This is a genomic window from Pseudomonas koreensis (assembly GCF_036668835.1).
Classification (GTDB): domain Bacteria; phylum Pseudomonadota; class Gammaproteobacteria; order Pseudomonadales; family Pseudomonadaceae; genus Aquipseudomonas; species Aquipseudomonas koreensis_I.
Window position 1 is genome coordinate 1 of sequence record NZ_JAZEVW010000019.1, and the last position, 22828, is coordinate 22828.

Below are 22828 nucleotides of genomic sequence, written 5' to 3' on the forward strand. Positions count from 1 at the left end.
TTGGCCAAACCACCGGCACCGCGACCACCGCAGCGCCGAACGACGCGTTGACCGGTCATGCACCGATCACCAACTCGATCACCAATGTGACTGGCGGCAACTTCGAAAACCTCGTAGCCGACAAAACTCCGGTCAGCACCAACGTGACTGACACCGTCGACACCACTAACCTGTCGCTGAGTGCGACCGGTTCCGTGGCTGAAGGTGGTCAGATTACGTACACCGCGACCCTGACCAACCCTGCCGGTTCGCCAGTGACCGTGACCTTGTCGAACGGCGCCGTGATCACCATCAAGGCTGGCGAAACCACTGGTACCACAACTGTCCCAGCACCGGCCGATGACGTCTACAAAGATGCCGGCTCCGTGCAGGCGACCATCACCAGCGCCACCGGTGGTAACTTCGAAAACCTGGTACCGAGCACAACGCCTGCCATCACCAGCGTCACCGACACCGTCGATACCACCACCGTCAGCATCAGCGGCAGCACCTCGGTAACCGAAGGCCAGACCGCCACCTACACGGTCAGCCTGAACAACCCGGCGCAAACCGAAGTGACCCTGAAAATCGTCTACAGCGGCACCGCCGCCGACGGCTCGGACTTCACCGGCGTGTACACCGTGAAGATCCCGGCGGGCGCGAGCAGCGCGCAGTTCAACGTCGCCACCCTCGATGACAAGATCACCGAAGGCACCGAGAACTTCGTGGTCAAGATCGATTCGGCCACCGGCGGCAACTTCGAGAACCTCGCGGTCAGCGCCACCAACGGCAGTGTCAGCACTTCAATCATCGACAACGATGCACCGCCAGTGCTCGATCTGGATGCCAACAACTCCAGCGGCGCCACGGGTGCCGATTACAAAGTGACGTTCACCGAGAACACTCCGGGCGCGGGCGTGTCGATTGCCGACACCGATATCAAGATCACCGACCCGGACAGCACCCTGCTGACCGGCGCCACCGTGGTGCTGACCAACCGTCAGGACGGCGATGCGCTGAACCTGGGCAACAGCGTCAATGGCATCACCATCAATGCCAACAGCACCAACGGCACCGTCACGCTGACCCTGTCCGGCAACGCGACGCTAGCGGACTACATGCAGGTCATCAAGAACATCAGTTTCACCAACGGCAGCGAAAACCCGAGCAGCGTGCCGCGGATCATCACCGTGACCGTGACCGATGGCAGCAACTATTCCAACACCGCGACCACCACCGTCAACGTGGTGGCGGTCAACGACGCACCGGTGGCGGCGCCGAGCAATGTCACCGGCAGCGAAGACACGCCGCTGGTACTTGGCTGGTCTACCTTCGGTGTCAGCGACGTTGATAGTCCGGCCAGCAGCCTCGGGATCAAAATCACCCAGCTGCCGGGCGAAGGCAAACTGCAGTATCTGGACGGTTCGACCTGGAAGGACGTGGCCAATAACCAGACCTTCACCAAGGCCGACATCGACGCGGGCAAGCTGCGCTTCCTGCCGGATGCCAACGAGTCGGGTGTCAACGGTTACGGCGGCGCCGGCCTGGGCAACAACCAGGCGGATTACGCGCAGATCAAGTTCCAGCCAACCGACGGTCAACTGTTGGGCAACACCGGCACGGTGAAAATCGACATCACGCCAGTGGCAGACGCGCCGACTGTGAACGTGGCCGACAACAACGTGAAGTCCACCGGGTTGATCAAGGAAGTCTGGACCGGTTTGTCGGGTCTGGGCACCAGCGGCAATGGCGCGGATTCGACCACGTTGAAAAACGTCATCGATGGCGCCGGCACCCCGAACTCCAGCGGCAACGTGACCAACGTACAGTCCGACGGCAGCGTGACCGCCGGCACAGCGTCGAAGACCTCGGGCCTGATGTATCTGGAAGCGGGCAAGACCTACACCTTCAGCGGTGTCGCCGATGACAGCTTGCTGATCACCATCGGCGGCAAGAACGTGGCGTCGGGCACCTGGGGCGCGGGTGGAGCGATCAACGGTTCGTTCACCCCGACCACCAGCGGCTACTACACACTCGACATCTACCACCACAACCAGAGCGGCCCGGGCAGCTACGACGTCAACCTGTCGGTCAATGGCAGCACGCCGATCGACCTGAGCAATGCTGGCGTGCCGATCTACACCGGCGTGCAGGATCTGTTGAACTCGGGCGTCACCGTCTCCGATCTGCACGGCACCAACGGTGAAGGTTATTACGACGGCTACAAACTCAACACTGGCGCCGAAGGCACCACGGTGAAACTGTCGGCGATCAGCACCGCGCTGACCGATACCGACGGTTCGGAAACCCTGAGCGTGAAAATCAGCGGTGCACCGGTCGGCTCGGTGCTCAGCGATGGCGCCGGGCATACCTTCACCGTCACCGCGAGCAACGGCGAAGCCAACGTCACCGGCTGGAACCTCGGCAGCCTGACCGTGACCCCGCCGACCTACTACAACGGCCAGTTCAACCTGACCGTGACCTCGACCTCCACCGAAATGGTCGGGGGTTCGGCGAGCAGCACCGCGACCATTCCAGTCACCGTGGTGCCAGCGGTCTACAACGCGGCGGTCGCGACAGCGGGCGACGACACGTTCAACGGCACCGACGGCAACGACATCATGGTCGCCGACATCGGCGGTCTGACCGTGGTGCCGGGCACCAATTACAACATTGCCTTCATGGTCGACAGCTCCGGCAGCATGAGCGCATCGTCGCTCAACGCGGCCAAGGACTCGCTGACCTCGGTGTTCAACACCCTCAAACAAAGCCTGGGCGGCAGCAACTCGGGCACGGTGAACATCTTCCTGGTGGACTTCGATACTCAGGTCAACAAGTCGGTGTCGGTCAACCTCAACGACCCGAACGCGCTGACCCTGCTCAAAGCGGTGCTGGACTCGATGGGCTCCGGCGGCGGCACCAACTACGAGGACGTGTTCAAGACCACGGCCAACTGGTTCCAGAGTGCTGACGCGGTGGCCAACACCGGGGCGAAGAACCTGACGTACTTCATCACTGACGGAAAGCCGACTTACTACCAGAGCGGCGAGTGGACCAACCCGACCCTGTATGGCAACAAAACCCTCGATAGCCTGATCACCACCAGCAACTATCAATTGGGCAAAGCCATCAGTCTCAACCCGGACAGTACGCACCAGATCGACATCAGCGCGTCGGGTTACGTAACTGTCTGGACCAAGTCGGGCGGCAACTGGTCCTATCAGAACTTTGGCACGCTGCACGCCCAGGGCGACGGCACCTACGAGTTCTCCAGCCTGGCGGGCAACGGCAGCAGCACCACGACGACCACCACCGACAACGCCAGCAGTGGTTTCGCGTTGTTGAGCGGCCTGTCAAACGTTGAAGCCATCGGCATCAACAGCGACGTCAGCCTCAGCGACCTGAAGCCTTACGACTCGGATAAAACGCCACAGACCAACATCGATCCGAAGGACCTCGCCAACTCGATCATCGGCCACACCGAAGCGACGATGCCGGGCAACGACACCGTCAACGGCGGCGACGGCAACGACATCCTGTTCGGCGATCTGGTCAGCTTCAACGGCATTGCCGGTGAGGGTTATCAGGCAATGCAGGCGTTCGTCGCCAAGGAAACCGGCGTCGACGTCAGCAAAGTCAGCACCAGCAACGTGCACCAGTACATCACCGAGCACTATCAGGCGTTCGATGTGTCCGGCGCGCATGACGGCAACGACACCCTGCTGGGCGGCGCGGGCAATGACATCCTGTTCGGCTCGGGCGGCAACGACCTGCTCGATGGCGGCAAAGGCAATGACATCCTGCTCGGCGGCAGCGGCAACGACACGCTGATCGGTGGCAAGGGCAACGACATCCTCATCGGTGGTTCCGGTGCCGATACCTTTGTCTGGAAGGCAGGCGACACCGGTAGTGATGTGATCAAGGACTTCAAGGCCGCCGACGGTGACCGGATCGACTTGCGCGACCTGCTGCAGGGCGAAACCGGCAGCACCATCGACAACTTCCTGAAGATCACCACGGTTGACGGCACGTCCTCGCTGCAAGTCAGCTCGGGGGGCAAGTTCAACTCCGGTGATGCCGCTGCGGCAACACCGGACGTGACGATCAAACTGGAAGGCAACAACTGGTCGAGCGCCAGCCTGCACAACCTGATTGCCGGCAGTGACCCGACCATCAAGGTCGACCACAACAACAGCTGATGCATAAACAAAACGGCCGCCCTCCTGGGCGGCCGTTGCGTTGCGTCAGTTCACCCCGGTGACGATTTCGCCGTCGCACCGCATACTTGCGCACAGTTGGCTATGCTGCTGACAGCATGACGCTGGTTCTTTTCCGAGGGATGCTCAATGTTTTACGTGCAACGCGATGCGCAAGGCCAGTTGATTCGCGTGGAAGCCGCGGCGTACGCCGAAGCCACGGAAACCCTGCCGGCCGACAACCATGAAATCCAGGCGTGGTACGCCAACGAAGCCGTGGAGAACAGCCTCAAGCAGCTCAAGCAGAGCGACTTCGAGATGATTCGGGTACTCGACGACCTGATTCAGGTGCTGACCCAGAAAGGCGTGATCCGCGTCACCGACCTGCCACCGGCGGCCCAGGCCAAACTGATGGACCGCAACCAGGCGCGTGAGGCACTGGGCGGGTTGAGTCAGTTGATCGATGAGGATGAGGGCGGGTTGATCTGATCCACCCGGAATCAAGAGCCGACCCTCATCGGAACGCCGCCCGCCCAGCCCTCTCCCGAAGGGAGAGGGAGCCGACCGAGGTGTCTGGCGCTATACGTCGACCTGAGAGATCGGGTCGATTATGGATTCAGCGGAGTTCTTGCAGGTCGGCGTATTACATCAATATCCCACGGTCAGTCCCCTCTCCCTCTGGGAGAGGGCTAGGGTGAGGGTTGCTTTTGCGATGACTCACCGCCAAGGCTTGGGCTCACCCAGCAACTGCCCCTGCACGCCATACAAGCCCATCTCGCGAATCACTGACAGCTCGCCTTCAGTCTCGACCCGCTCGGCAATCAGCGGCAGATCGATGCTGTGCGCCGCGCGCTGGATCGCTTCGATGAACAGTCGCTTGTCGCTCTCCTGATCAATCGCCCGAATGTAGCTGCCATCGATCTTCAAGTACGCCAGGCCCAGCCGCGCCAGGTTGCCGATCATGCTGAAGCGACCGCCGAAGCGCTGCAGGCTCAAGGAGAAGCCCAATTCGCGCAGACGCCGGGTCAGTTGTTCCAGCAGTGCTTGTTCGGGCAACTGCTCTTCGCCGATTTCCAGGGTCAGGCGCGAACCGAAGTTGGAGTGTGCGCGCAGAATCTCGAAGACCTTGTTCAGCGCCTGCGGATCGGCGAGGGTCGCAGAGGACAGGTTCAGCGCCAGCGAATCTTCGTGCTCTTTCATTTGCTCCAGCACGCGCTCGAGCATCAAGCGGTCGAGCCGCGCCGTCCAGCCGAAGCGCTCCAGCCACGGCAGAAAGCGCCCGGCCGGGATGGTCTGGCCTTGCTCGTCGAGCAGGCGCGAGAGCACCTTGTAATGCAGCACCAATTGCGTGTCTTGTGCCGCTACCACCGGTTGGAAATACAGCTCGAAACGCTGCTGATTCAAGGCCTGGTCGAGCAAGCGATGCCAGGCGTGGTGATCATCGCCAACCTCGGCCGTCAGGTTTTGCTCGATGCACGCCCAGTTCTGCTCGCCCTGCCCTTCGGCCTGCGCCAGCGCCTGATCGCCCAGGGTCAGGACCTGTTGCGGCGAATCTCCGTAAGCGAACGGCGCCAGACCGATCGAAGCCACTGCGGCGACGTCGGTAGCGCCCGTCGCATGCAGACTGCTCAGCGCGCTGTCGAGATTCTGTGCCAGTTGCAGCGCCTCTTCGCGGACCAGGCCCGGCGCCAGCACGGCAAACTCACCGCCACGAATCCGCGTAATCAGGTTCTGGGTTTCCGGGTATCTGGCGCATTCGCGCGACAGTTGCTCGCCCACCGCTTTCAACAATTCATCGGTGCGCTGGCCGCCGAGGCGCTGGTTGAGTCCGGCCAGATCCTTGACCCGCAACAGCAGCAGATAACCGGAACTGGCCTGCTCCGGATTGCTCACCCGGTCATTGAGCTGCATCTCGAAATAACGTCGGTTGGCCAACCCGGTGAGGTTGTCCTGATAGGACTCGGCGCGCAGTTTTTCACTACGCTCGGCCTGCTCCTGAAACAATGCCTTGAGCTTCTCGACCATCTGATTCATCGCCTGCACCACACGGCGCAATTCCGGCGTGCGCGGCAATTCCGGAAGGCTGAGGAATTCACGCCGGGCGATCGCGTGTGACTGCTGGACCATGTAATCCAGCGGCTTCAACTGCCGACGCAACAGCAACGCGCCGAGCACCGCGCTCAGCGCACCGCAGATCAACAGCCAGCCGAGGCTGCCCAGCGCGCTCTGCCACAACTTGGCCACGGCGAACATCGGATGGCTGACCACCTCGACCCGCGCCGCCTGCTCCCAGCCACGGCTGACCAAGGCATCGCCACCGGCCGGTTCCAGGCCGATGAGTTTGACGAACCAGTCCGGGACATTGCTCACGGCGGGAATGCCGCTGCGCTCGACGATGGTCTGATCGGTCTTCACGTCGACCACGCGAATGCTCGCGTAATAACCACTGTCGAAAATCGAACTGACTAGCAGCTCAACCATCGCCGGGTCGTCGATATTCGGCGTCAGCGACAAGGCCAGCGCCGTCGCGGCGTCCTGCGCGTGGGAGCGCAACTGATTGACGTACTGGGTGCGCGAGGTCTCCAGACTGACCATGAAGCTGCCGGTGAAGGCGACCACCAGGAACAGACAGATAGCGATCAACAGCTGTTTAAACAAAGACATCTGAGCGCGTGCTCCTAGTTAGTCGTCTCGACCGGGAAACCTTCGGCCTGCATTTTCTTCAAGACATCCTGCCAGCGCGACAGGCGTTTGGTGTCGCCAACCTTCTTGTTGCCCTTGGCCCCCGGCAGATACAGACCTTCGGCATTGAAAGAGTAGACCGGCAGCAAATCGGTCCGCTGCGATGCAGGCTGGATCGGATCGATCAGGCTGTCGAGCACCAGCGGCATGGCATCGGGGGTCGCATAGTACGTCAGGACCATGTGCGCGCGGTTCTGGCGCAGTGCCTTGACGTAGGTGATGCGCAGCTTGTCACTGGCCACCCCGAGATGGCGCAGGCTGAAATACTTGGCGATCGCATAGTCTTCGCAGTCGCCAGCGCCCTTCCACAAGGCTTCGATGGGGGTTTCCCAATAGTCGACCTGTCGCCACAGATCGATGTCTTCGACGTAACGCACCTGCTTGTTGAAAAACAGGTTCACCACTTTGAGCTTGTCCATTTCGCTGGCCTGCTGCTGCGTCGCCAGCAGATTCTGCCAGGCATCGATGCGTTGCTGACCGGCGCCCAGCGGCCCGTACAGTGCTGTGGCCTTGCGGCTGATCGCGGAAAAATCCCAATCGGCATGCAGACCGCCCAGCATGACGCCGGCCAGCAGCAGTGCGCAGCATAGCCAGCGCAACGTCCGAGGGATCGCGAATCGTACCGCCACAGCAGGTTTCCAGAGGGGCAGGAGGGAAGCGTTCGATGTTGAAGCTTAGCCGGCTAAAAAACAATGGCACCATGAGATCACCGCCGCAGGCTAAACTGCAGATGCAAGCAGGTTCTTCTACACGGTTTGACAAGCTGTAGAGCAATCACTAGTGTCATTTGGATCCAAATCACCGACCTACAGGGTGCGTAGTCGTGACACAGAAGCCCAAACCGCTGCACAGCATTAAAGTCGACGGACCGATTCCTGCGCATCTGGCCCGTTCGGTCATTGAAGAAACGTTGCGTTCGGCGATTCTCGATGGTCGACTGCCCTGCGGTACGGCGCTGCGCCAGCAGGATCTGGCGGATCTGTTCGGTGTCAGCCGCATGCCCGTGCGCGAAGCCTTGCGCCAGCTCGAAGCGCAGGAATTGCTGAGCGTTACCACGCACAAAGGCGCAGTCGTCGCGCCGTTGATTCAAGGCGATGCCACCGAAACCTACGAGTTGCGCATCCTGCTCGAATCCGAAGCCATGCGTCAGTCGATCCCGCTGCTGACTGAAGCCGATCACGCCCAGGCCGCGGCGTATATCGAGGAGCTGGAAGCGCAGCATGATTACACCGAAATCGGCCGGCTCAACCGTTTGTTCCACATGGCCCTGTACAGCAAAGCGCCGAACAAACGCCTGCTGCGTCTGGTCGAGGACGGGCTCAACGAAGAAGAACGCTTTCTGCGCTTCAACCTTGAGTCGATGGGCCTGGGCAAATTGTCCCAGGACGATCACCGGGCGATGCTGCAAGCCGTGCGCGACCGTGACATCAAGCTGACGATCGAACTGCTGGAACAGCACCTCAACCGCGGTGTCGAGGTCATCACCCGCTACCTCGCTACACCCGCGGCACAAAGCCGTACGGTTGCCCGCTGAGACCGTAACTCCCGCGAATCACCCGCTTACAAATCCCCAAGCGATCGCCCGCCCCGCGGCGGGCGAGTCCGCGCACCCGCTCGCCCTTTCCCGCACCGCTCGGCCCAATCCTTACGGCTTGGCACCGACGAATCGGCCATAGCCGTAGCGACAAATTACCCGCACTCTTGAACGGCCACCCCATACAGAACGGGGACGCGCCGCCCTGACGGCACAGTCCCCGCAACAGGAACCTACGGAAGGAGCCTTGTCACGGGAAAAAAAGGAAGTTCTGGCGCCGGTCCCGGCCAACTTTCATCCCCTATCAATCAATCAATTCTTTTCGATAGAACGTTGCTTCGAGTGAGGCATTCACTCTTGTCATTCAATTTTGGCCGTTATTGACCGAAAGGAGTAACTACGCCCAAATAAAACTTTCCTGGAAAGTTTTATTGAAACTCTTCGCACTTGAAAAACAGCAAACTTAAAATAACTAAAATTGCACTTGTTAAACGCTTGCTTCCTGTATTAGTTTTTTCTTCGTCGAAGTTAAGCCTGGCGTTCACTTCGGCACGCGGCGCCCTGGCGTAACGCACCGCAAAGGCTACAGGCTTGCACAGCAGGACTTTTGCGTAGAAATACGCTGGGCAGTTCGTTTTCCGGCATCAAACTTAACCTCATGCGGACAAATAACTAATCCGGCGCAGCATTCACTGCGCAATTGCACCAGCAGTTCCATTACAACCCCAATGATTAAGGACGTCATCATGCCTTCCAAGCACCAACTCGCCTTGAAGAAAGTCGAACTCAGCAATCATCCGATCTTTGCCGAGATCACTTCGTTATCAATATTGCGTCGTTTCATGGAAACCCATGTATTCGCCGTGTGGGACTTCATGTCGCTGACCAAACGTCTGCAACAGGAAGTGACCTGCACCCGATTGCCCTGGTTACCACCGCGCGATCCGCAGGCCGCCCGGCTGATCAACGAAATCGTGCTCGGCGAAGAGTCCGATGATTGCCTGGTCGACGGTCACTACAGCCATTTCGAGCTGTACCTGGACGCCATGCGCGAAATTGGCGCCAGCACCACAGCGGTCGAACGTTTCGTCGCACTGCAACAGGAAGGCGTGAGCTACGACGTCGCGCTGCGAAGCGTCGAGGTTGACCCTGCCGCCGCGCAATTCGTCCGCGACACCTTGCACACCGCGCTGCATGCGCCGGGACACAGCGTCGCTGCGGCGTTTTTGCACGGCCGCGAAAGCGTAATCCCGTGCATGTTCCAGCGCATCCTTGATGACTGGGGCATCGGCATCGAGCAAGCGCCAACCTTTCGCTACTACCTGCAGCGGCATATCGAGGTCGATTCCGAAGATCACGGCCCGGCCGCGGAGCACCTGCTCCAGCGCCTGGTCGACGGCGACCCGCAACGCGAAGCCGAGGTCTATGCCAGCGCCATCGCCGCCGTGGAAAGCCGCATTGCCTTGTGGGACGGCCTGCGCCAGAGCATGCGTGAACCGTTGGCGGAGGTGGCCCAATGAACGCCGCCGACTATCAATCCTTTGCCGACGCCTGGGAACAGCGCGCAACCATCCGTACCCGGCCGCGCCGGGTGCTGGAAGACGATGAGCGGCTGATCTATCCGCTCAGTCGGCAACCGCTGGTGCTGAGTGAAACTTTTCTGCGCGAATGCCCGCAGCACCGGGATTTCGCCTTGGTGCAGACGCTGTACAAGTTCATCAACGATGTGGTGATTTTCGAGACGGAAATCGTCGACAAGACCGCGCGCAGCATCGCCAAGAATCGCTTCGCCGTGGCATTCCCCTTCGCCTGTCGTTACGACGCGATGACCGTGGTGGTCGATGAGGATTACCACGCGCTGGTGGCGATGGACTTCATGCAGCAGACGGTGGCCATGACCGGCATCGAACCGATCCAGCTACCCGATCAGATCGAGCTGAGCCGGGCGATTCCCGCCGCCGTGGCGCTGGCGCCGGAGCATTTGCGCAGCGCCGTAGAACTGATTTGCGTGGCCATCGCCGAAAACACCGTGACCGGCGATGTCGCCGCGTTCGCCCGCGACGACACGGTCAAGCCATCGATCAAAGGGCTGATGGCCGATCACCTGCTCGACGAGGGTCGCCACTCGAGTTTCTGGGCGCGCATGGTGCGCATCTACTGGCACACCGCGAGCGAAGCCGACCGCGAAACCATCGCGCAGATTCTGCCGGTTTTCATCAGCCACTACCTGACCAACGACATTCAGAAGTCCTTCGACCTGCGCCTGATCGACGCGCTGCCGGTCAGCGAAGCCACGCGCTGTTCGCTTCGGGAGGAAATGGCCGGCCTGGCCTTCCCGATCAATCGCCATCACCCGCTGGTGGGCAACATCGTCAAATTCTTCCACAACAGCTCGCTGCTCGACGCGCCCTGCGTGCAGCGCGCCCTGCGTGACTATCTGGTGTGACAAGGAGGTCTTCATGAAACGTCTCGACATTTTGCTGATTGGCGCCAGCCAGGCCATGACCGATCTGGCGCTGGAACTGGAACAACACGGTCACTCCGTGCAACGCAATGCTGCCGCGCAAGCGCCGGTGGATCTGATCATCGACGATGGCTTCATTGGCGCCGGCGATCGCTGCGCCATCCCGCACCTGCATTTGCGTCTGGGCGTCGGTGCGAGTCGCGCCGGTTTGCCGATCTTCGACCTGCTGTGCTTTCGCGGCTCGTCACTGATCAGCCGCGTGCCGATCGGCGATGAGCCGTCAGGCAATGGTCAAGCGCTGCGCCAGCGAGTGCTGGCGTGTGTGGTCGATGAAGTGGCGCTGCTGGTCAGTCGCCTGTCCCGCGACGGCGACTATCTGGAACAGCTCGCCCCGCTGACCGCGCCGGATTTCGAGCGCATGGAAAACCTGCGCTTTCTCGACAGCCTGGCTTACGTCCATCGACGCAACGACACAGCGAATGCCGCGCTGCTGGAACAGGCACAGGTGAGCGTCATCGAGCGTCTGCAACAGAGCCTGATTCAGCACGCTGAACGCCCAGCGCTGCACTTGGGCGCAGGGCCCATCAGCTATTGCCAGTTGCACGCCCATAGCCGAGCGATTCAACAGCGCCTGCAAGCGTTGCTGGAGCCGCATCCGCAGCCGTGGATCGTCGCGGTCTGTCTGCCGAAAAGCCCCGAGCTGTTCGCATCGATCCTGGCGATCCTCGGCAGCGGCGCCGTGTATTTGCCGCTTGAGCCGAGCCATCCGTTGCCGCGCCAGCAGTACATTGTGCAAAACGCCGGCGCGCTGCTGTTGCTGCATGACGGCGAGCATCCGCTCAGCGCCACCATGCCGGGGCTGGACGTCAGCCTCATCGACAGCGCCGCAGCGGATCTCGACCTGCCGTTGATGCGCCAGCGCCCCGAACTCGACGCACCGTGCATGGCGCTCTACACCTCCGGCACCACCGGGCATCCGAAGGGTGTTCTGCTCAGCCAGGCCAACCTCGCGCATTTCACGGCGTGGTACGCCGATTACGCGCAGTTGCAGGCCGAGAGTCGCGTGTTGCAGTTCTCCTCGCTGAGCTTCGATTCATCGCTGATCGACATCTTTGCGACTTTGCTCAGCGGCGCCGAACTGGTGGTGCCCGACGGCACGCAACGGCGCGATCCATTGCAATTGGTCGCGCTGATCCGACGCCGGCAAGTGACTCACGCCTTCCTGCCGCCATCGCTGCTGAGCATTTTGCCGCTGGAACAACTGGACGGTGTACTGGTGATGACTGGCGGCGATGTCTGCGAGCCGTTCGTGATAGAGCAACTGACCCGCCGGGGCACCTTGCACAACCTTTACGGCCCGACCGAAGCCACGGTGCTGATCACCGCGCGGCAACTGCAACCGGGTGACAGCAACCGCAGCCTCGGCGTGCCGATTGCCAACAGCCAGGTACTGATTCTCGATGACGATCTGCAACCGGTACCGGAGAACACCGTCGGTGAACTGTTCATCGTCGGCCCCGGTGTCTGCCTCGGTTATCTGAACAACCCGCAGCAGACGGCCGAGCGCTATCTGCACCTGAATCTACCGGACGGCCAGACACTGCGCGCCTACCGCACCGGCGACATGGCGCGGTGGGGCGGGCAGGGTATCGAGCTGTGCGGGCGGCGCGACCATCAGGTGAAGATTCGCGGTTTCCGGGTCGAGCCGGAGGAGATCGAGCGCTGCCTGCGCGAGAGCCAGTTGTACCGCCAAGTAGCGGTAGTGATCGACAGTCAGCGCAGAATCCTGGCCTTTCTCGCTCAACCGCAATCGCCGACTGCCCGCGACGAACTGAAGGCTCACGCCCGGCAATTTCTACCCGACTATATGCAACCTGTGGCGTGGACTGAACTCCCTGGCATGCCCTCCGCCAGCAACGGCAAGGTCGACCGCAAAGCACTGCTGGAGCTGCCGGTCAGCGTTCAGGACAGCGGCCCTAAATGCCTGCCGGTCACTGCCGACGAAGCGCTGTTGCTGGAAATCTGGGTCGAGTTGCTGGAGCTGCCAGGCAGCGATATTTCCACCGATGAAAGCTTCTTCAATCTGGGCGGCCATTCGATCCTGTTATCGCGAATGTTGCTGCGCTTGCGTGAAGAATTCGGCCGCAGCATTTCGATCAATCGCTTCATCGAACAGCCGACCATCGCCAAGCTCGCAACTCTGGTGCGCGGCACCGATGACAGCGCCGTGCTCAGCGCCCAGGCCATGGCCGATGCCGAGCGCGCGCTGGATATCCAGCCATTGCCGATCAGCCGCATGGGCGATGTACACAAGGTCATCGTCACCGGCGCCAACAGTTTTGTCGGCGTACATATTGTCGAAGCGTTGCTCGGTTGGGGCGCCAGCGAAGTCGCCTGTCTGGTGCGTGACGGTGGCGGGCAAACAGCGGCGCAGCGCTTTGCCCAGGCGTTGCGCGAAAACCGCCTGGAGCATCTGGATCTGAGTCGCGTGCGGGTCTATGCGGCGGACATCACCCGTCCGCAATTGGGCCTGAGCGAGGAAGATTATCAGCGCCTCGATCGCGAGTTCGGCGCGCTGGTGCACAACGCTGCCAACGTCAACCATGTGCTCGATTACGAGTCGCTGGCAGAAGACAACGTCGAGCCGATTTTTGCCCTGCTGCGCCTGTGCGAAGGGCAGAGCAAAAAGGTCTTCAACTTCGTCTCGACATTGTCGGCCTCCAGCAGCATCGATGACGCCGGCCGCGTATTGGAACTGCCGGCCGCGACCACGCCACCGATCTACATCCGCAACGGCTACAACCTGTCGAAGTGGGTCGGTGAGCGCATTCTCGAGCGGGCCCGCGAGCGCGGTGTGCGGGTCAATCTGTACCGCCCCGGCAACATCAGTTTCAACAGCCTGAGCGGCGTCTGCCAGCCGCACAAGAACCGTTTGATGCTGATGCTCAAAGGCTCGATCCAGCTCGGTCAGGTACCGGCCTTCGCGCTGAATTTCGATCTGATGCCGGTGGACTTCCTCGCCCGCTTCATCGCCTTCCATGCCAGCCGTTATTCGCCTGACCGTGCGGTGTTCAACCTGCACAACCCCGAGCCGCTGAGCTGGGACGCCTACGTCGCTTCGTTCCGCGAAACCGGCAGCGAGTTTTCGCTGGTCAGCGTCGCCGACTGGCAACAGCAACTGAGCCGGGTCGACGCCGACAACGCGCTGTTCGGCGTACTCGGTTTCTACCTCAACGGTTTCGAAGAAGACATAGGCGATATCTCCCTCATCGGTCACGCCAACGCTGAAGCCGGCGTACAGCAGATGGGCGCGCACTACCCGCAAAAATCCCCGGCACTGCTGCGCCGCGGCTGCGATTACCTGAAACAGATCAACTTCATCTGACAGCATGAAAAAGGAGCGACACCATGAGCAATCTGCAACCGGACACCCTGATCAAAAACCCCCACGGCTGCCATGTCGTGTCTTCGGTGCAAGTGCCGGCGGACGCGGCGCAGGTCTGGGCAGTGGTCGGCAACTTTGGCGCTTTCGAGCGGTTCATTCCGGCGCTGTCGCACATCGAAATGACCGGCGAGGGCGTGTCCTCGCTGCGCAAGAAAATCTTTAAGGATGGCAACGTTGTAGTCGAGCAACTCAACTCCCGTGATGAGCCGGCACGGAGCATGACCTGGACGACGATTTACAACACCTTGGGCGTGGCCAACCTGTGGGCGGCGATGAATGTCGAGGCGCTGGACGACGGGCAATCCCGGGCGACGTGGACAATCATTGCCGAGCCGGCGTCGGGCGGGGAGGAAGCGCTGCCGGGGTTCAGGGATTTTGTGCAGGGGTTTGCCGATGATGCGATGGGGAATGTGCTGAAGCTGTTTGCTTAAGGCTTTGGATTTGCGGCGATTGTCAGACCGCTTTCGCGAGCAGGCTCGCTCCCACAGGAAAATGCATTCCAATGTGGGAGCGAGCCTGCTCGCGATAAACGATAACGCGGTCTGATTTAAGGTCAGATCTTGAAGCTGTCGACCAGCTGCTTCAACCGGTTGGCCTGCTGCGACAACGCATCACAATCCTTCAGCGTCTCGTTGAGGTTGGCCACGCTCTGCTGGTTCAACAGGTTGATCTGGTTGACGTCGACGTTGAGGGTTTCCACTACCGCGGTCTGCTCCTCAGTGGCCGCGGCCACCGACTGGTTCATGCCGTCGATTTCGCCGATGCGCTGGGTCACGCTGACCAGGCGCAAACCGGCCTGATTGGCCACTTCCACGCTCTGCTCGCTGGACGCCTGACTGGCGTTCATCGTGGTCACCGCTTCACGCGAGCCGACCTGCAGCGACGTGATCATCTTGTGAATTTCTTCAGCCGACTCCTGGGTGCGATGTGCCAGGTTACGCACCTCGTCCGCCACGACCGCAAAACCACGGCCAGCCTCGCCGGCACGCGCGGCTTCGATTGCGGCGTTGAGCGCCAGCAGGTTGGTCTGCTGCGAAATGCCTTTGATCACATCGAGAATGTGGCCGATGTTGTCGGTGCTCGCATTGAGGGTTTCGATCTGCGTGCACGACAGGCTGATCTTCTGCGACAGCTCGGTCATCGCCTGAATCGTCTGCTCGACCACCTGACGCCCGTCGTCGGCCTGCTCGCTGGCGCCACTGGCGTGTTGCGAAGCATCGGCAGCGTTGCGGGCAATTTCCTGGGTAGCGGCACCCAGTTGGTTGATGGCCGCGGCGACGCTGTTGGTGCGCGCGCTTTGTTCGTCAGAGCCGACGATCGACGCGTTCGACGAGGCCATGACCCGTTGCGACAAGTCGTGCACATGGCGGGTGGCCGAGGACACTTCGGAAATCGACGCGTGAATCCGTTCAACGAACTGGTTGAAGGCACTGCCCAGTTCGCCGAATTCGTCTTTGCTCTCTACCGACAGGCGGCGAGTCAGATCGCCTTCGCCCTGAGCGATGTCCTGCATCGCACGGCCCATGGTGGTCAGCGGTCGCATCAAGACGTTGATCAACAGACTCAACAGCAACGCAATGGCGGCCACGGCGACAAACATCGCGATCAGCGCCGAGGTGCGGAATTGGCTGAGCGCAGCGTAGGCTTTGTCGTGATCGATCGACAGACCGATGTACCACTGCGCATTCGGCAGGTCATTGACCGGCGTGAATGATAGAATCCGCTCCTCGCCATTGAGCACGACGTTCTGGTTGCCTTTCTCGATGCGCACGCTGGTGTTCGGGTAGATGTCTTTCAGGTTTTTCATGACCTGATCCTTGTCCGGGCTGACGATCACCTGACCGTCAGCGCTGACCAGGAACGCATGGCCGAGGCCACCGAAGTCCACCGAGTTGATGATCTTGACCAGGGTTTCCAGGCTCAGGTCGCCACCGACCACGCCGAGCAATTCACCGTTCTTCTTCACCGGCATGGCAATGGTTACTACCAGCCCGCCGACCGCAGCCATGTACGGCGGGGTCAGCATGGTCTTGTCTGCGACCACCGCTTGCTTGTACCAGGGACGCTGACGCGGATCATAGCCGTCCGGCATCTTCGCGTCCGGGCGTTGGGTGAACACACCGTTGGCCTGGCCCACATAGGTGAACTGGAAATTCGAGATGAACGCCGGTTGATCGACCAGCCCCGGCAGATCGGCGTCCTTGCCCTGATGAGCGACGTTCTGCGCGAGGTTTTCCAGCACCAGAATCCGCCCGCTCATCCAGTTCTGCACGCTGCTGGCGGTCAGATCACCGGCCTGCTGAACGGAAGACTGAAGATTCTGGCGAATGGTGCTTCGCTGCAGATAGTCGTTGTAGAGCGTGAACAGCGCGAACGCCAGGACCACGACGCCCGAGGCGGCCAGCAGAATTTTATGGCTGAACTTTAGATTCATTTCATGGGACTTCTTATGCCAAAAGTGGGGATGCGTTCCGGATGCAACATTCCATGTACAGCGCAGGCAGCGTTCTTCCGGCCGCTCTACTTTGGTGCACGCATGTCTCACCAGTCTGTCGGCACGCGTGGGAGAAATCTTAGGGTTGCGTCAGAAAAGGATGATGTATAGATCGGATTCCCGCCGAACGGCGGGCCAGAGCGGCTGAAGAAAGATTTTTCCGCGCGTTGCGTGAGCAGCGGTTGCAAATTCTGCGACCCTTGAAGACAATGCGACTAATTATCATTTGTGACGTCCGGGCTGTCGCGTTCATGTCCTCCCCCGAGTTTGCGGTACAGACGCTTTATCGTTGTCATCACGGCTGGCTCAATACCTGGTTGCGCGCGCGGCTGGGCAACGCAGCGGATGCGGCGGATCTGGCACAGGACACTTTCGTTCGTCTGCTGCAACGCAGCGAACGCCTCGAACTCAAGGCCCCACGTGCATTCCTGCGCACCATCGCCCGCGGCTTGGTGATCGATCATTGGCGCCGCGAAGAAATCGAGCGGGCTTACCTGGAAACCATCGCCCACTTGCCCGAAGCCGAAACGCCAGGCAGCGAAGCCCGCGCGCTGATCATTGAACTGCTCGAAAGCATCGCGCGCATGCTTGAAGGACTGAAACCGAAGGTCCGTCAGGCCTTTCTGCTGGCGCAGTGCGAAGGTCTGACCCACAAGCAGATCGCCGAGCAGATGGGATTGTCGTTGCGCTCGGTGGAACGCTACGTCGCCGAGGCGCTGTATCACTGTTATGTGTTGCGGTACGCGCACTGATGCCGCTGGACAACGCTGCACTGGGCCGCCGCGCCGAGCCGCCACCGCACGTGGTCAAACAAGCCATTCACTGGCTGCTGCGCCTGCGCAACAACCACGGCAATCCACGGCTGAACCGCCAGTGCGAACAATGGCGGGCCGAACATCATCAACATGAACTGGCCTGGCAGCGTGTGCAGTCGCTGCAAGCCGAACTGAGCAGCAACCTGCGTGCGGTGCCCGGCGCACAAGTGGCGTTCAACACGCTGGAAAACAGTGCGCAAGGTCTCGGCCGGCGGCAGGCCTTGAAGTTGCTCTCAGGCGCATTGCTGATGGGTTCCGCCGCGTGGCTGGCCAAGGACAGTGGCGCCTGGCAACAGTGGAGCGCCGATTACGCCACCGCAACCGGCGAGCAGCGCGGTTTTCAACTACCCGATGGCACGCGCATCGAACTCAACACGGCCAGCGCGGTGGATCTGCGTTACACGGCGCAGCAGCGGCTGATCAAACTCACTCGCGGCGAGATCATCGTCAGTTGCGGCGGCTCCGATGAAGGTGCGCCGTTCGACCGCCCGCTGCGCGTGCAAAGTCGTCACGGTATGTATGCGCCCATTGCCGCCCGCTTCATTCTGCGTGAGGACGACGATTGCAGCCGGCTCACTGTCACCAGCGGCCGCGTTGCGATTGTTGCCGGCGGCCATTCGGTTGAAGCCGTCGCCGGACAGAGCTACCGCATCGACCACCTGCAGATTCGCCCGGTGCCAGCGCCCGACATGGACGCCGGCGCGTGGGTCGACGGTCTGATCGTCACGCGCAATATGCGCCTCGGCGATTTCATCAATGAGGTCGGGCGCTACCGTCAGGGTGTGCTCAATTGCGCAGCGCAGATCGCCGACCTGCGTCTGTCCGGGGTGTTCCGACTGGAGGACACGGACAAACTGCTGGCGGTGCTGCCGCAGACCCTGCCGGTGCAATTGCGCTACCGGACACGCTGGTGGGTGAGCGTGGAACGTGCGGTGTGAAATTTTTTGGCGGGTTTTCGCGGGGGCTTCGGCTTAGTCAGTAAGCACTTTAATCCAAGCGTTTGCGACTTCCTACGGAAACCCATAATGACTGTCCGCGCCCACTGTAAGAACTCTCTGAATTTCACCGTTGAATCGAGCCTGCTGCAGCACGCCGTTCGCGCCGCGCTGTTTTCTACCGCGCTGAGCGTGGGTGTATTGCCCAGCCTGAGCCTCGCCGCCGACGTCACTGCCGGTGCGGTCAGCCCACGCTATGACATCGCAGCGGGGCCGCTGGACGAGGCGCTGAATCAGTTTGCCCGTCAGGCAGGCATCACCCTGTCGATGACCCCGCAACAGACTCAGGGGCGCCAATCACCGGGGGTTCGGGGCGAATATTCCACCGATCAGGCGCTGAGCCATTTGCTCGGCAGCTCGGGTCTGGAAGCGGTCAGTCAGGATGGCAGCCGTTACATCCTCCGTCCGCTCGCCGAGAGCGAAGCGCTGGCCCTGCCGACCACTGACATCAAAGGCTTCGCCCTCGGCAACGCATTAGGCAGCATGGCGGGCTACAACGCCACTCACAGCCAGATCGCCACTAAAACCAGTACCGCATTGCTCGAGACTTCGCAAAGCGTGTCCGTAGTCACGCGCGAGCAAATGGATGACCAAGGCTCGCAGACCGTCTCTCAGGCTATGCGCTACGCTCCGGGTGTGCTGACCAATCCGTATGGCGCGACTCATCGTTACGACTACGTGGCGATGCGCGGTTTCAACGACGGCTCGGTGGACAACATTTATCTCGATGGTCTCAAATCGATGGGTGACAGCGGTACTTACAGCACCCTGCAAGTCGACCCGTATTTCCTCGAGCGAGTGGATATTCTCAAGGGACCCTCTTCGGTGCTGTATGGCCGCAGCTCACCCGGCGGTCTGGTCGCGCTGACAAGCAAGAAGCCGCTGTACGAGGCCTACCATCAAGTACAGGCCACGGTGGGTAACCAGGGGCAACGCGGCTTCGGTTTTGACTTCAGCGGCCCGGTCGATGACGACAAGCGCATCGCCTATCGTCTGACCGGTTTAACGGATCGCTCCGACACGCAATTCGACCACAACAAGGAAAAGCGCTACGCCCTGGCGCCGACGCTGAGCATCGACTTCAGCGAAGACACCTCGCTGACGCTGCAAGCGTATCTGCAACACGACCCGGATGGCGGCTACCACGGCGGCGTGCCGGCCGATGGCACGATCCATCAGCGCAACGGCCAGCGTATTTCGACGGATTTCTTTGAAGGTGAGCCGGGCATCGATGGTTATTCGCGTGACCAGCAATCCTTCGGGTATCAATTCGAGCATCGCTTCAACGACGTCTTCACCGCGCGGCAGAACTTCCGCTACCTCGACTCCAAGGTAAACATGGATCAGGTCTACGCCTATGGCTGGACCTCGCCGAACAGTAACGAGCTGAACCGCTACTACACTGGTGGTGATGAACGCCTGCATGCGTTCATCGTCGATAACATGCTCCAGGCCGAGTTTTTTACCGGTGCGACGAAGCATACCGTGCTACTGGGCGCTGACTATCAGCGGCGCAAAACCGTGGTCGACTGGACCAGCGGCGGTCTTGCTCCGATCAACGCCTTCAACCCGGTATACGGCAACTCGGCCATCGATATGTACGGTGAGACCAGTTATCTGCGGCGCCTGGAGCAGACCGGGGTTTACCTGCAAGACCTGATCGAGATGGATCAGTGGCGTTTCTCGCTGGGCCTGCGTCAGGACTGGGTCGAGACATCTGACGAGAACCGCATCGCCGAAGCAGGACGCCCTGCCGGCACCGAGATCAACGATCGACGCACCAAACTGACCGGTCGCGCCGGTGCGCTGTATCTGTTCGAAAACGGCCTCGCGCCGTATATCAGCTACTCGGAATCGTTTAACCCGAACTCCTACGCCGACAGCGCCGGTAACCCGCTGGCACCGACCGACGGCACGCAATGGGAAATCGGCTTGAAGTATCAGCCGCCGGGCACCGACAACCTGTTCACTGCATCGCTGTTTCGCATCGATCAGGAGAACCTCGCGACCAAGCTGCCGCAGGAAAACTTCTATCGCGCCGTAGGTGCCGTGCGCTCCCAAGGCCTGGAGCTGGAAGCGCATACACAAGTGACCGATAACCTCAAACTCCTCGGCAGTTACACCTTTACCGACATCGAGTACTCGAAGTCGATGGTCAGCACCTTGAGCACGCCAACTGACGTCATCGAGAACAAAGGCAACTCACCGACTCAGGCACCGCGGCACATGGCCTCGTTGTGGGCTGACTATAAGTTCGGCAGTGCCGCGCTCGATGGCCTGCGCCTGGGTGGTGGGGTTCGTTATGTCGGTTACAGCTGGGCCGATGCGGAAAACACCCTGAAGGTGCCTTCCTATACGTTGTTTGATGCCTCGATTGGTTATGACTTGGGCAAGGTCGGTTTGAAAGGCGTCGACGTACGCCTGAATGCAAACAACCTGACCAACGAATCCTATGTGGCTTCCTGTGCCAGCCTGAACTTCTGCTACATGGGCGAAGAGCGCAATGTCGCGGCGACGGTCAGCTACCAGTTCTAACCATTTGTTTCGTGCATGAAAAAGCCAGCGCCTGAGCTATCAGGCGCTGGCTTCGTCGTTTCTGTAGGGGAGTTTCTGATGCGTGCTTTTTTAGTGTTGTTGCACCGCTATATCGGTTTGGCGACAGCGGTGTTCTTGCTGCTGGCCGGACTGACGGGCAGCATTCTGGCGTTCAATCATGAGCTGGATGAGTGGCTGAATCCGCAATTTTATGCGGCGTCTGCCGTGGGCGAGCGATTGCCTCCCGGTGATTTGGTTGACGCTGTGCAGAAGGCCCATCCGACGCTGCAAGTCTGGTACATGGAATATCCAGACGAGGTCGGCCATACGGCGTTGCTGGCCGCCGTTGCGCGCAATAACCCGGCGACCGGCAAGCCATACGCTGAGCGCAATCAGGTGTTCTATCTGGATCCGGTGAACGCCGAACAGACGGGTCAGCGCTATTGGGGCGAATGCTGTTTTCAACGGGAGAATCTCATCCCGTTCATTCTCGAGTTCCACTACAACCTGACGCTGCCGGGCAATTGGGGATTGTGGTTGATGGGTCTGGTGGCGATTGCCTGGCTGATCGATTGTTTCGTTGCGCTTTGGCTGACGTTGCCGCGTGGAAAGCCGTTCTGGAAGAAGTGGTCGACGGCCTGGAAAGTCAAGGGCGGACACGCTTATCGGCTCAACTTCGATCTGCACCGCGCCGGGGGATTATGGCTGTGGTTGTTGCTGCTGCCGATCGCTGTCAGCAGCGTGGCCATGAACTTGCCGAGCCAGGTGTTCAAGCCTGCAGTGTCGTTATTTTCGTCGATAGAGCCGAGCGTCTACGAGGCGCGAGGACGAATGCCCGCAGATGAACTGGGCGCGACGCAGTTGAGCTATCAACAGGCATACGAAAGGGCGTTGCAGGAAGGAAAAAGGTTAGGGCTGACAGCACCGATTGGTGAGCTGTATTACAGCTTTGAATACAACTTTTACGGTGCCGGATTCGGGCAGCATGACACCGAAGCGCATGGCAAATCCTGGCTGTTCTTTCATGGGACTGACGGTCGATTGTTAGGGCAGGAAATAGCGGGACAGGGAACGTTGGGCGAGCAGTTCTACCGCTTGCAACTACCGATACATGGCGGACGGATTTTCGGGGTTACCGGACAAATCATCATCGCAGTGTTAGGCGTCATGATTGCAGGCTTGTCGGTAACAGGCGCCTATATCTGGTGGCGCAAATGGCAGGCCCGACGCATCAGCAAGGCACGCAGATCCGTTTGATCATCGCGTTTCGGGTTGCCGGAAAAGACAAAACCCCAACTGCTTTCGCAATTGGGGTTTCGGAATTTAATCTTGACGATGACCTACTCTCACATGGGGAAACCCCACACTACCATCGGCGATACATCGTTTCACTTCTGAGTTCGGGATGGGATCAGGTGGTTCCAATGTTCTATGGTCGTCAAGAAATTCTTTATCTGGCCCGTCAACACGGTAACAAGCCAGCAAAAACAGGAACTTCTACTAAAACAAAACCCCAACTGCTTTCGCAATTGGGGTTTCGGAATTTAATCTTGACGATGACCTACTCTCACATGGGGAAACCCCACACTACCATCGGCGATGCATCGTTTCACTGCTGAGTTCGGGATG

The 22828-nt window shown here is 60.3% G+C and carries 13 protein-coding genes, 2 rRNA genes and 1 pseudogene; 11 read left to right on the plus strand and 5 right to left on the minus strand.

Translation table 11 applies throughout. From position 1 onward, the window contains the following. Both V6F91_RS27035 and V6F91_RS27040 read left to right on the plus strand, forming a co-directional pair. Positions 1–4178: pseudogene (locus tag V6F91_RS27035) on the plus strand (LapA family giant adhesin); the annotation flags it as partial. Positions 4179–4325: 147 nt separating this feature from the next. Beyond that, complete coding sequence (locus V6F91_RS27040; protein WP_090288078.1) at positions 4326–4664, plus strand: tryptophan synthase subunit beta; 339 nt, start codon at positions 4326–4328, stop codon at positions 4662–4664. Positions 4665–4892: 228 nt separating this feature from the next. Here V6F91_RS27040 and lapD read toward each other — a convergent pair whose 3' ends face one another. Next, positions 4893–6839: a cyclic di-GMP receptor LapD gene (gene lapD, locus V6F91_RS27045; RefSeq protein ID WP_332769891.1), complete on the minus strand. Its 1947-nt coding sequence runs from the start codon at positions 6837–6839 to the stop codon at positions 4893–4895. Positions 6840–6853: 14 nt separating this feature from the next. Continuing rightward, positions 6854–7546, minus strand: coding sequence for a cysteine protease LapG (gene lapG / locus V6F91_RS27050; RefSeq protein WP_332769893.1), 693 nt, complete (start codon positions 7544–7546; stop codon positions 6854–6856). A 194-nt stretch (positions 7547–7740) separates the two neighbouring features. On the opposite strand from lapG, the gene V6F91_RS27055 reads away from it, so the two are divergent. From V6F91_RS27055 to V6F91_RS27075, 5 genes are all read left to right on the plus strand, one after another. Continuing rightward, complete coding sequence (locus V6F91_RS27055; RefSeq protein ID WP_332769895.1) at positions 7741–8451, plus strand: GntR family transcriptional regulator; 711 nt, start codon at positions 7741–7743, stop codon at positions 8449–8451. A 746-nt stretch (positions 8452–9197) separates the two neighbouring features. Then, the gene (locus tag V6F91_RS27060) at positions 9198–9971 is read left to right on the plus strand and encodes a DUF3050 domain-containing protein (RefSeq protein ID WP_423815365.1); all 774 of its coding nucleotides are present in this window, start codon (positions 9198–9200) and stop codon (positions 9969–9971) included. Then, positions 9968–10897 (plus strand): diiron oxygenase, encoded by a 930-nt coding sequence (locus tag V6F91_RS27065; RefSeq protein WP_332769897.1) that lies wholly within the window; start codon positions 9968–9970, stop codon positions 10895–10897. Before V6F91_RS27060 ends, V6F91_RS27065 begins: the two co-directional genes overlap by 4 nt. Before the next feature lie 13 nt (positions 10898–10910). Continuing rightward, positions 10911–14300, plus strand: a complete 3390-nt coding sequence (locus tag V6F91_RS27070) for an amino acid adenylation domain-containing protein (RefSeq protein ID WP_332769900.1) — start codon at positions 10911–10913, stop codon at positions 14298–14300. Between the two features lie 23 nt (positions 14301–14323). Continuing rightward, the gene (locus V6F91_RS27075; protein ID WP_332769902.1) at positions 14324–14791 is read left to right on the plus strand and encodes an SRPBCC family protein; all 468 of its coding nucleotides are present in this window, start codon (positions 14324–14326) and stop codon (positions 14789–14791) included. 122 nt (positions 14792–14913) lie between these two features. Here V6F91_RS27075 and V6F91_RS27080 read toward each other — a convergent pair whose 3' ends face one another. Continuing rightward, positions 14914–16794: a methyl-accepting chemotaxis protein gene (locus V6F91_RS27080; RefSeq protein WP_332769904.1), complete on the minus strand. Its 1881-nt coding sequence runs from the start codon at positions 16792–16794 to the stop codon at positions 14914–14916. Between the two features lie 311 nt (positions 16795–17105). Here V6F91_RS27080 and V6F91_RS27085 point away from each other — a divergent pair, with 311 nt between their 5' ends. The 4 genes from V6F91_RS27085 to V6F91_RS27100 all read left to right on the plus strand — a co-directional run bounded on the left by V6F91_RS27085 (position 17106) and on the right by V6F91_RS27100 (position 22456). Beyond that, a complete protein-coding gene (locus V6F91_RS27085) occupies positions 17106–17606 on the plus strand; it encodes a sigma-70 family RNA polymerase sigma factor (RefSeq protein WP_258450988.1) in 501 nt (166 codons plus the stop codon). After that, the gene (locus V6F91_RS27090) at positions 17606–18607 is read left to right on the plus strand and encodes a FecR family protein (protein WP_332769907.1); all 1002 of its coding nucleotides are present in this window, start codon (positions 17606–17608) and stop codon (positions 18605–18607) included. The genes V6F91_RS27085 and V6F91_RS27090 overlap by 1 nt, the downstream gene beginning before the upstream one ends. An 87-nt stretch (positions 18608–18694) precedes the next feature. After that, on the plus strand, positions 18695–21199 hold the full coding sequence (locus V6F91_RS27095) for a TonB-dependent siderophore receptor (protein WP_332769909.1): 2505 nt from the start codon (positions 18695–18697) through the stop codon (positions 21197–21199). Positions 21200–21277: 78 nt separating this feature from the next. Further along, complete coding sequence (locus V6F91_RS27100) at positions 21278–22456, plus strand: PepSY domain-containing protein (RefSeq protein ID WP_332769913.1); 1179 nt, start codon at positions 21278–21280, stop codon at positions 22454–22456. Between the two features lie 70 nt (positions 22457–22526). Here the strand turns inward: V6F91_RS27100 and rrf (V6F91_RS27105) are convergent. After that, positions 22527–22642, minus strand: a 5S ribosomal RNA gene (gene rrf, locus V6F91_RS27105). A 105-nt stretch (positions 22643–22747) separates the two neighbouring features. After that, positions 22748–22828: ribosomal RNA gene (gene rrf / locus V6F91_RS27640) — 5S ribosomal RNA — on the minus strand; the annotation flags it as partial.

Bases quoted from the DNA above. Each gene is read 5' to 3' on its own strand.
- V6F91_RS27060 (WP_423815365.1), top strand. From the start codon at position 9,198: ATGCCTTCCAAGCACCAACTCGCCTTGAAGAAAGTCGAACTCAGCAAT.
- V6F91_RS27075 (WP_332769902.1), top strand. From the start codon at position 14,324: ATGAGCAATCTGCAACCGGACACCCTGATCAAAAACCCCCACGGCTGC.
- V6F91_RS27080 (WP_332769904.1), bottom strand. From the start codon at position 16,794: ATGAATCTAAAGTTCAGCCATAAAATTCTGCTGGCCGCCTCGGGCGTC.
- lapD (WP_332769891.1), bottom strand. From the start codon at position 6,839: ATGTCTTTGTTTAAACAGCTGTTGATCGCTATCTGTCTGTTCCTGGTG.
- V6F91_RS27095 (WP_332769909.1), top strand. From the start codon at position 18,695: ATGACTGTCCGCGCCCACTGTAAGAACTCTCTGAATTTCACCGTTGAA.
- V6F91_RS27040 (WP_090288078.1), top strand. From the start codon at position 4,326: ATGTTTTACGTGCAACGCGATGCGCAAGGCCAGTTGATTCGCGTGGAA.
- V6F91_RS27090 (WP_332769907.1), top strand. From the start codon at position 17,606: ATGCCGCTGGACAACGCTGCACTGGGCCGCCGCGCCGAGCCGCCACCG.
- V6F91_RS27070 (WP_332769900.1), top strand. From the start codon at position 10,911: ATGAAACGTCTCGACATTTTGCTGATTGGCGCCAGCCAGGCCATGACC.
- V6F91_RS27065 (WP_332769897.1), top strand. From the start codon at position 9,968: ATGAACGCCGCCGACTATCAATCCTTTGCCGACGCCTGGGAACAGCGC.
- V6F91_RS27100 (WP_332769913.1), top strand. From the start codon at position 21,278: ATGCGTGCTTTTTTAGTGTTGTTGCACCGCTATATCGGTTTGGCGACA.
- V6F91_RS27085 (WP_258450988.1), top strand. From the start codon at position 17,106: ATGTCCTCCCCCGAGTTTGCGGTACAGACGCTTTATCGTTGTCATCAC.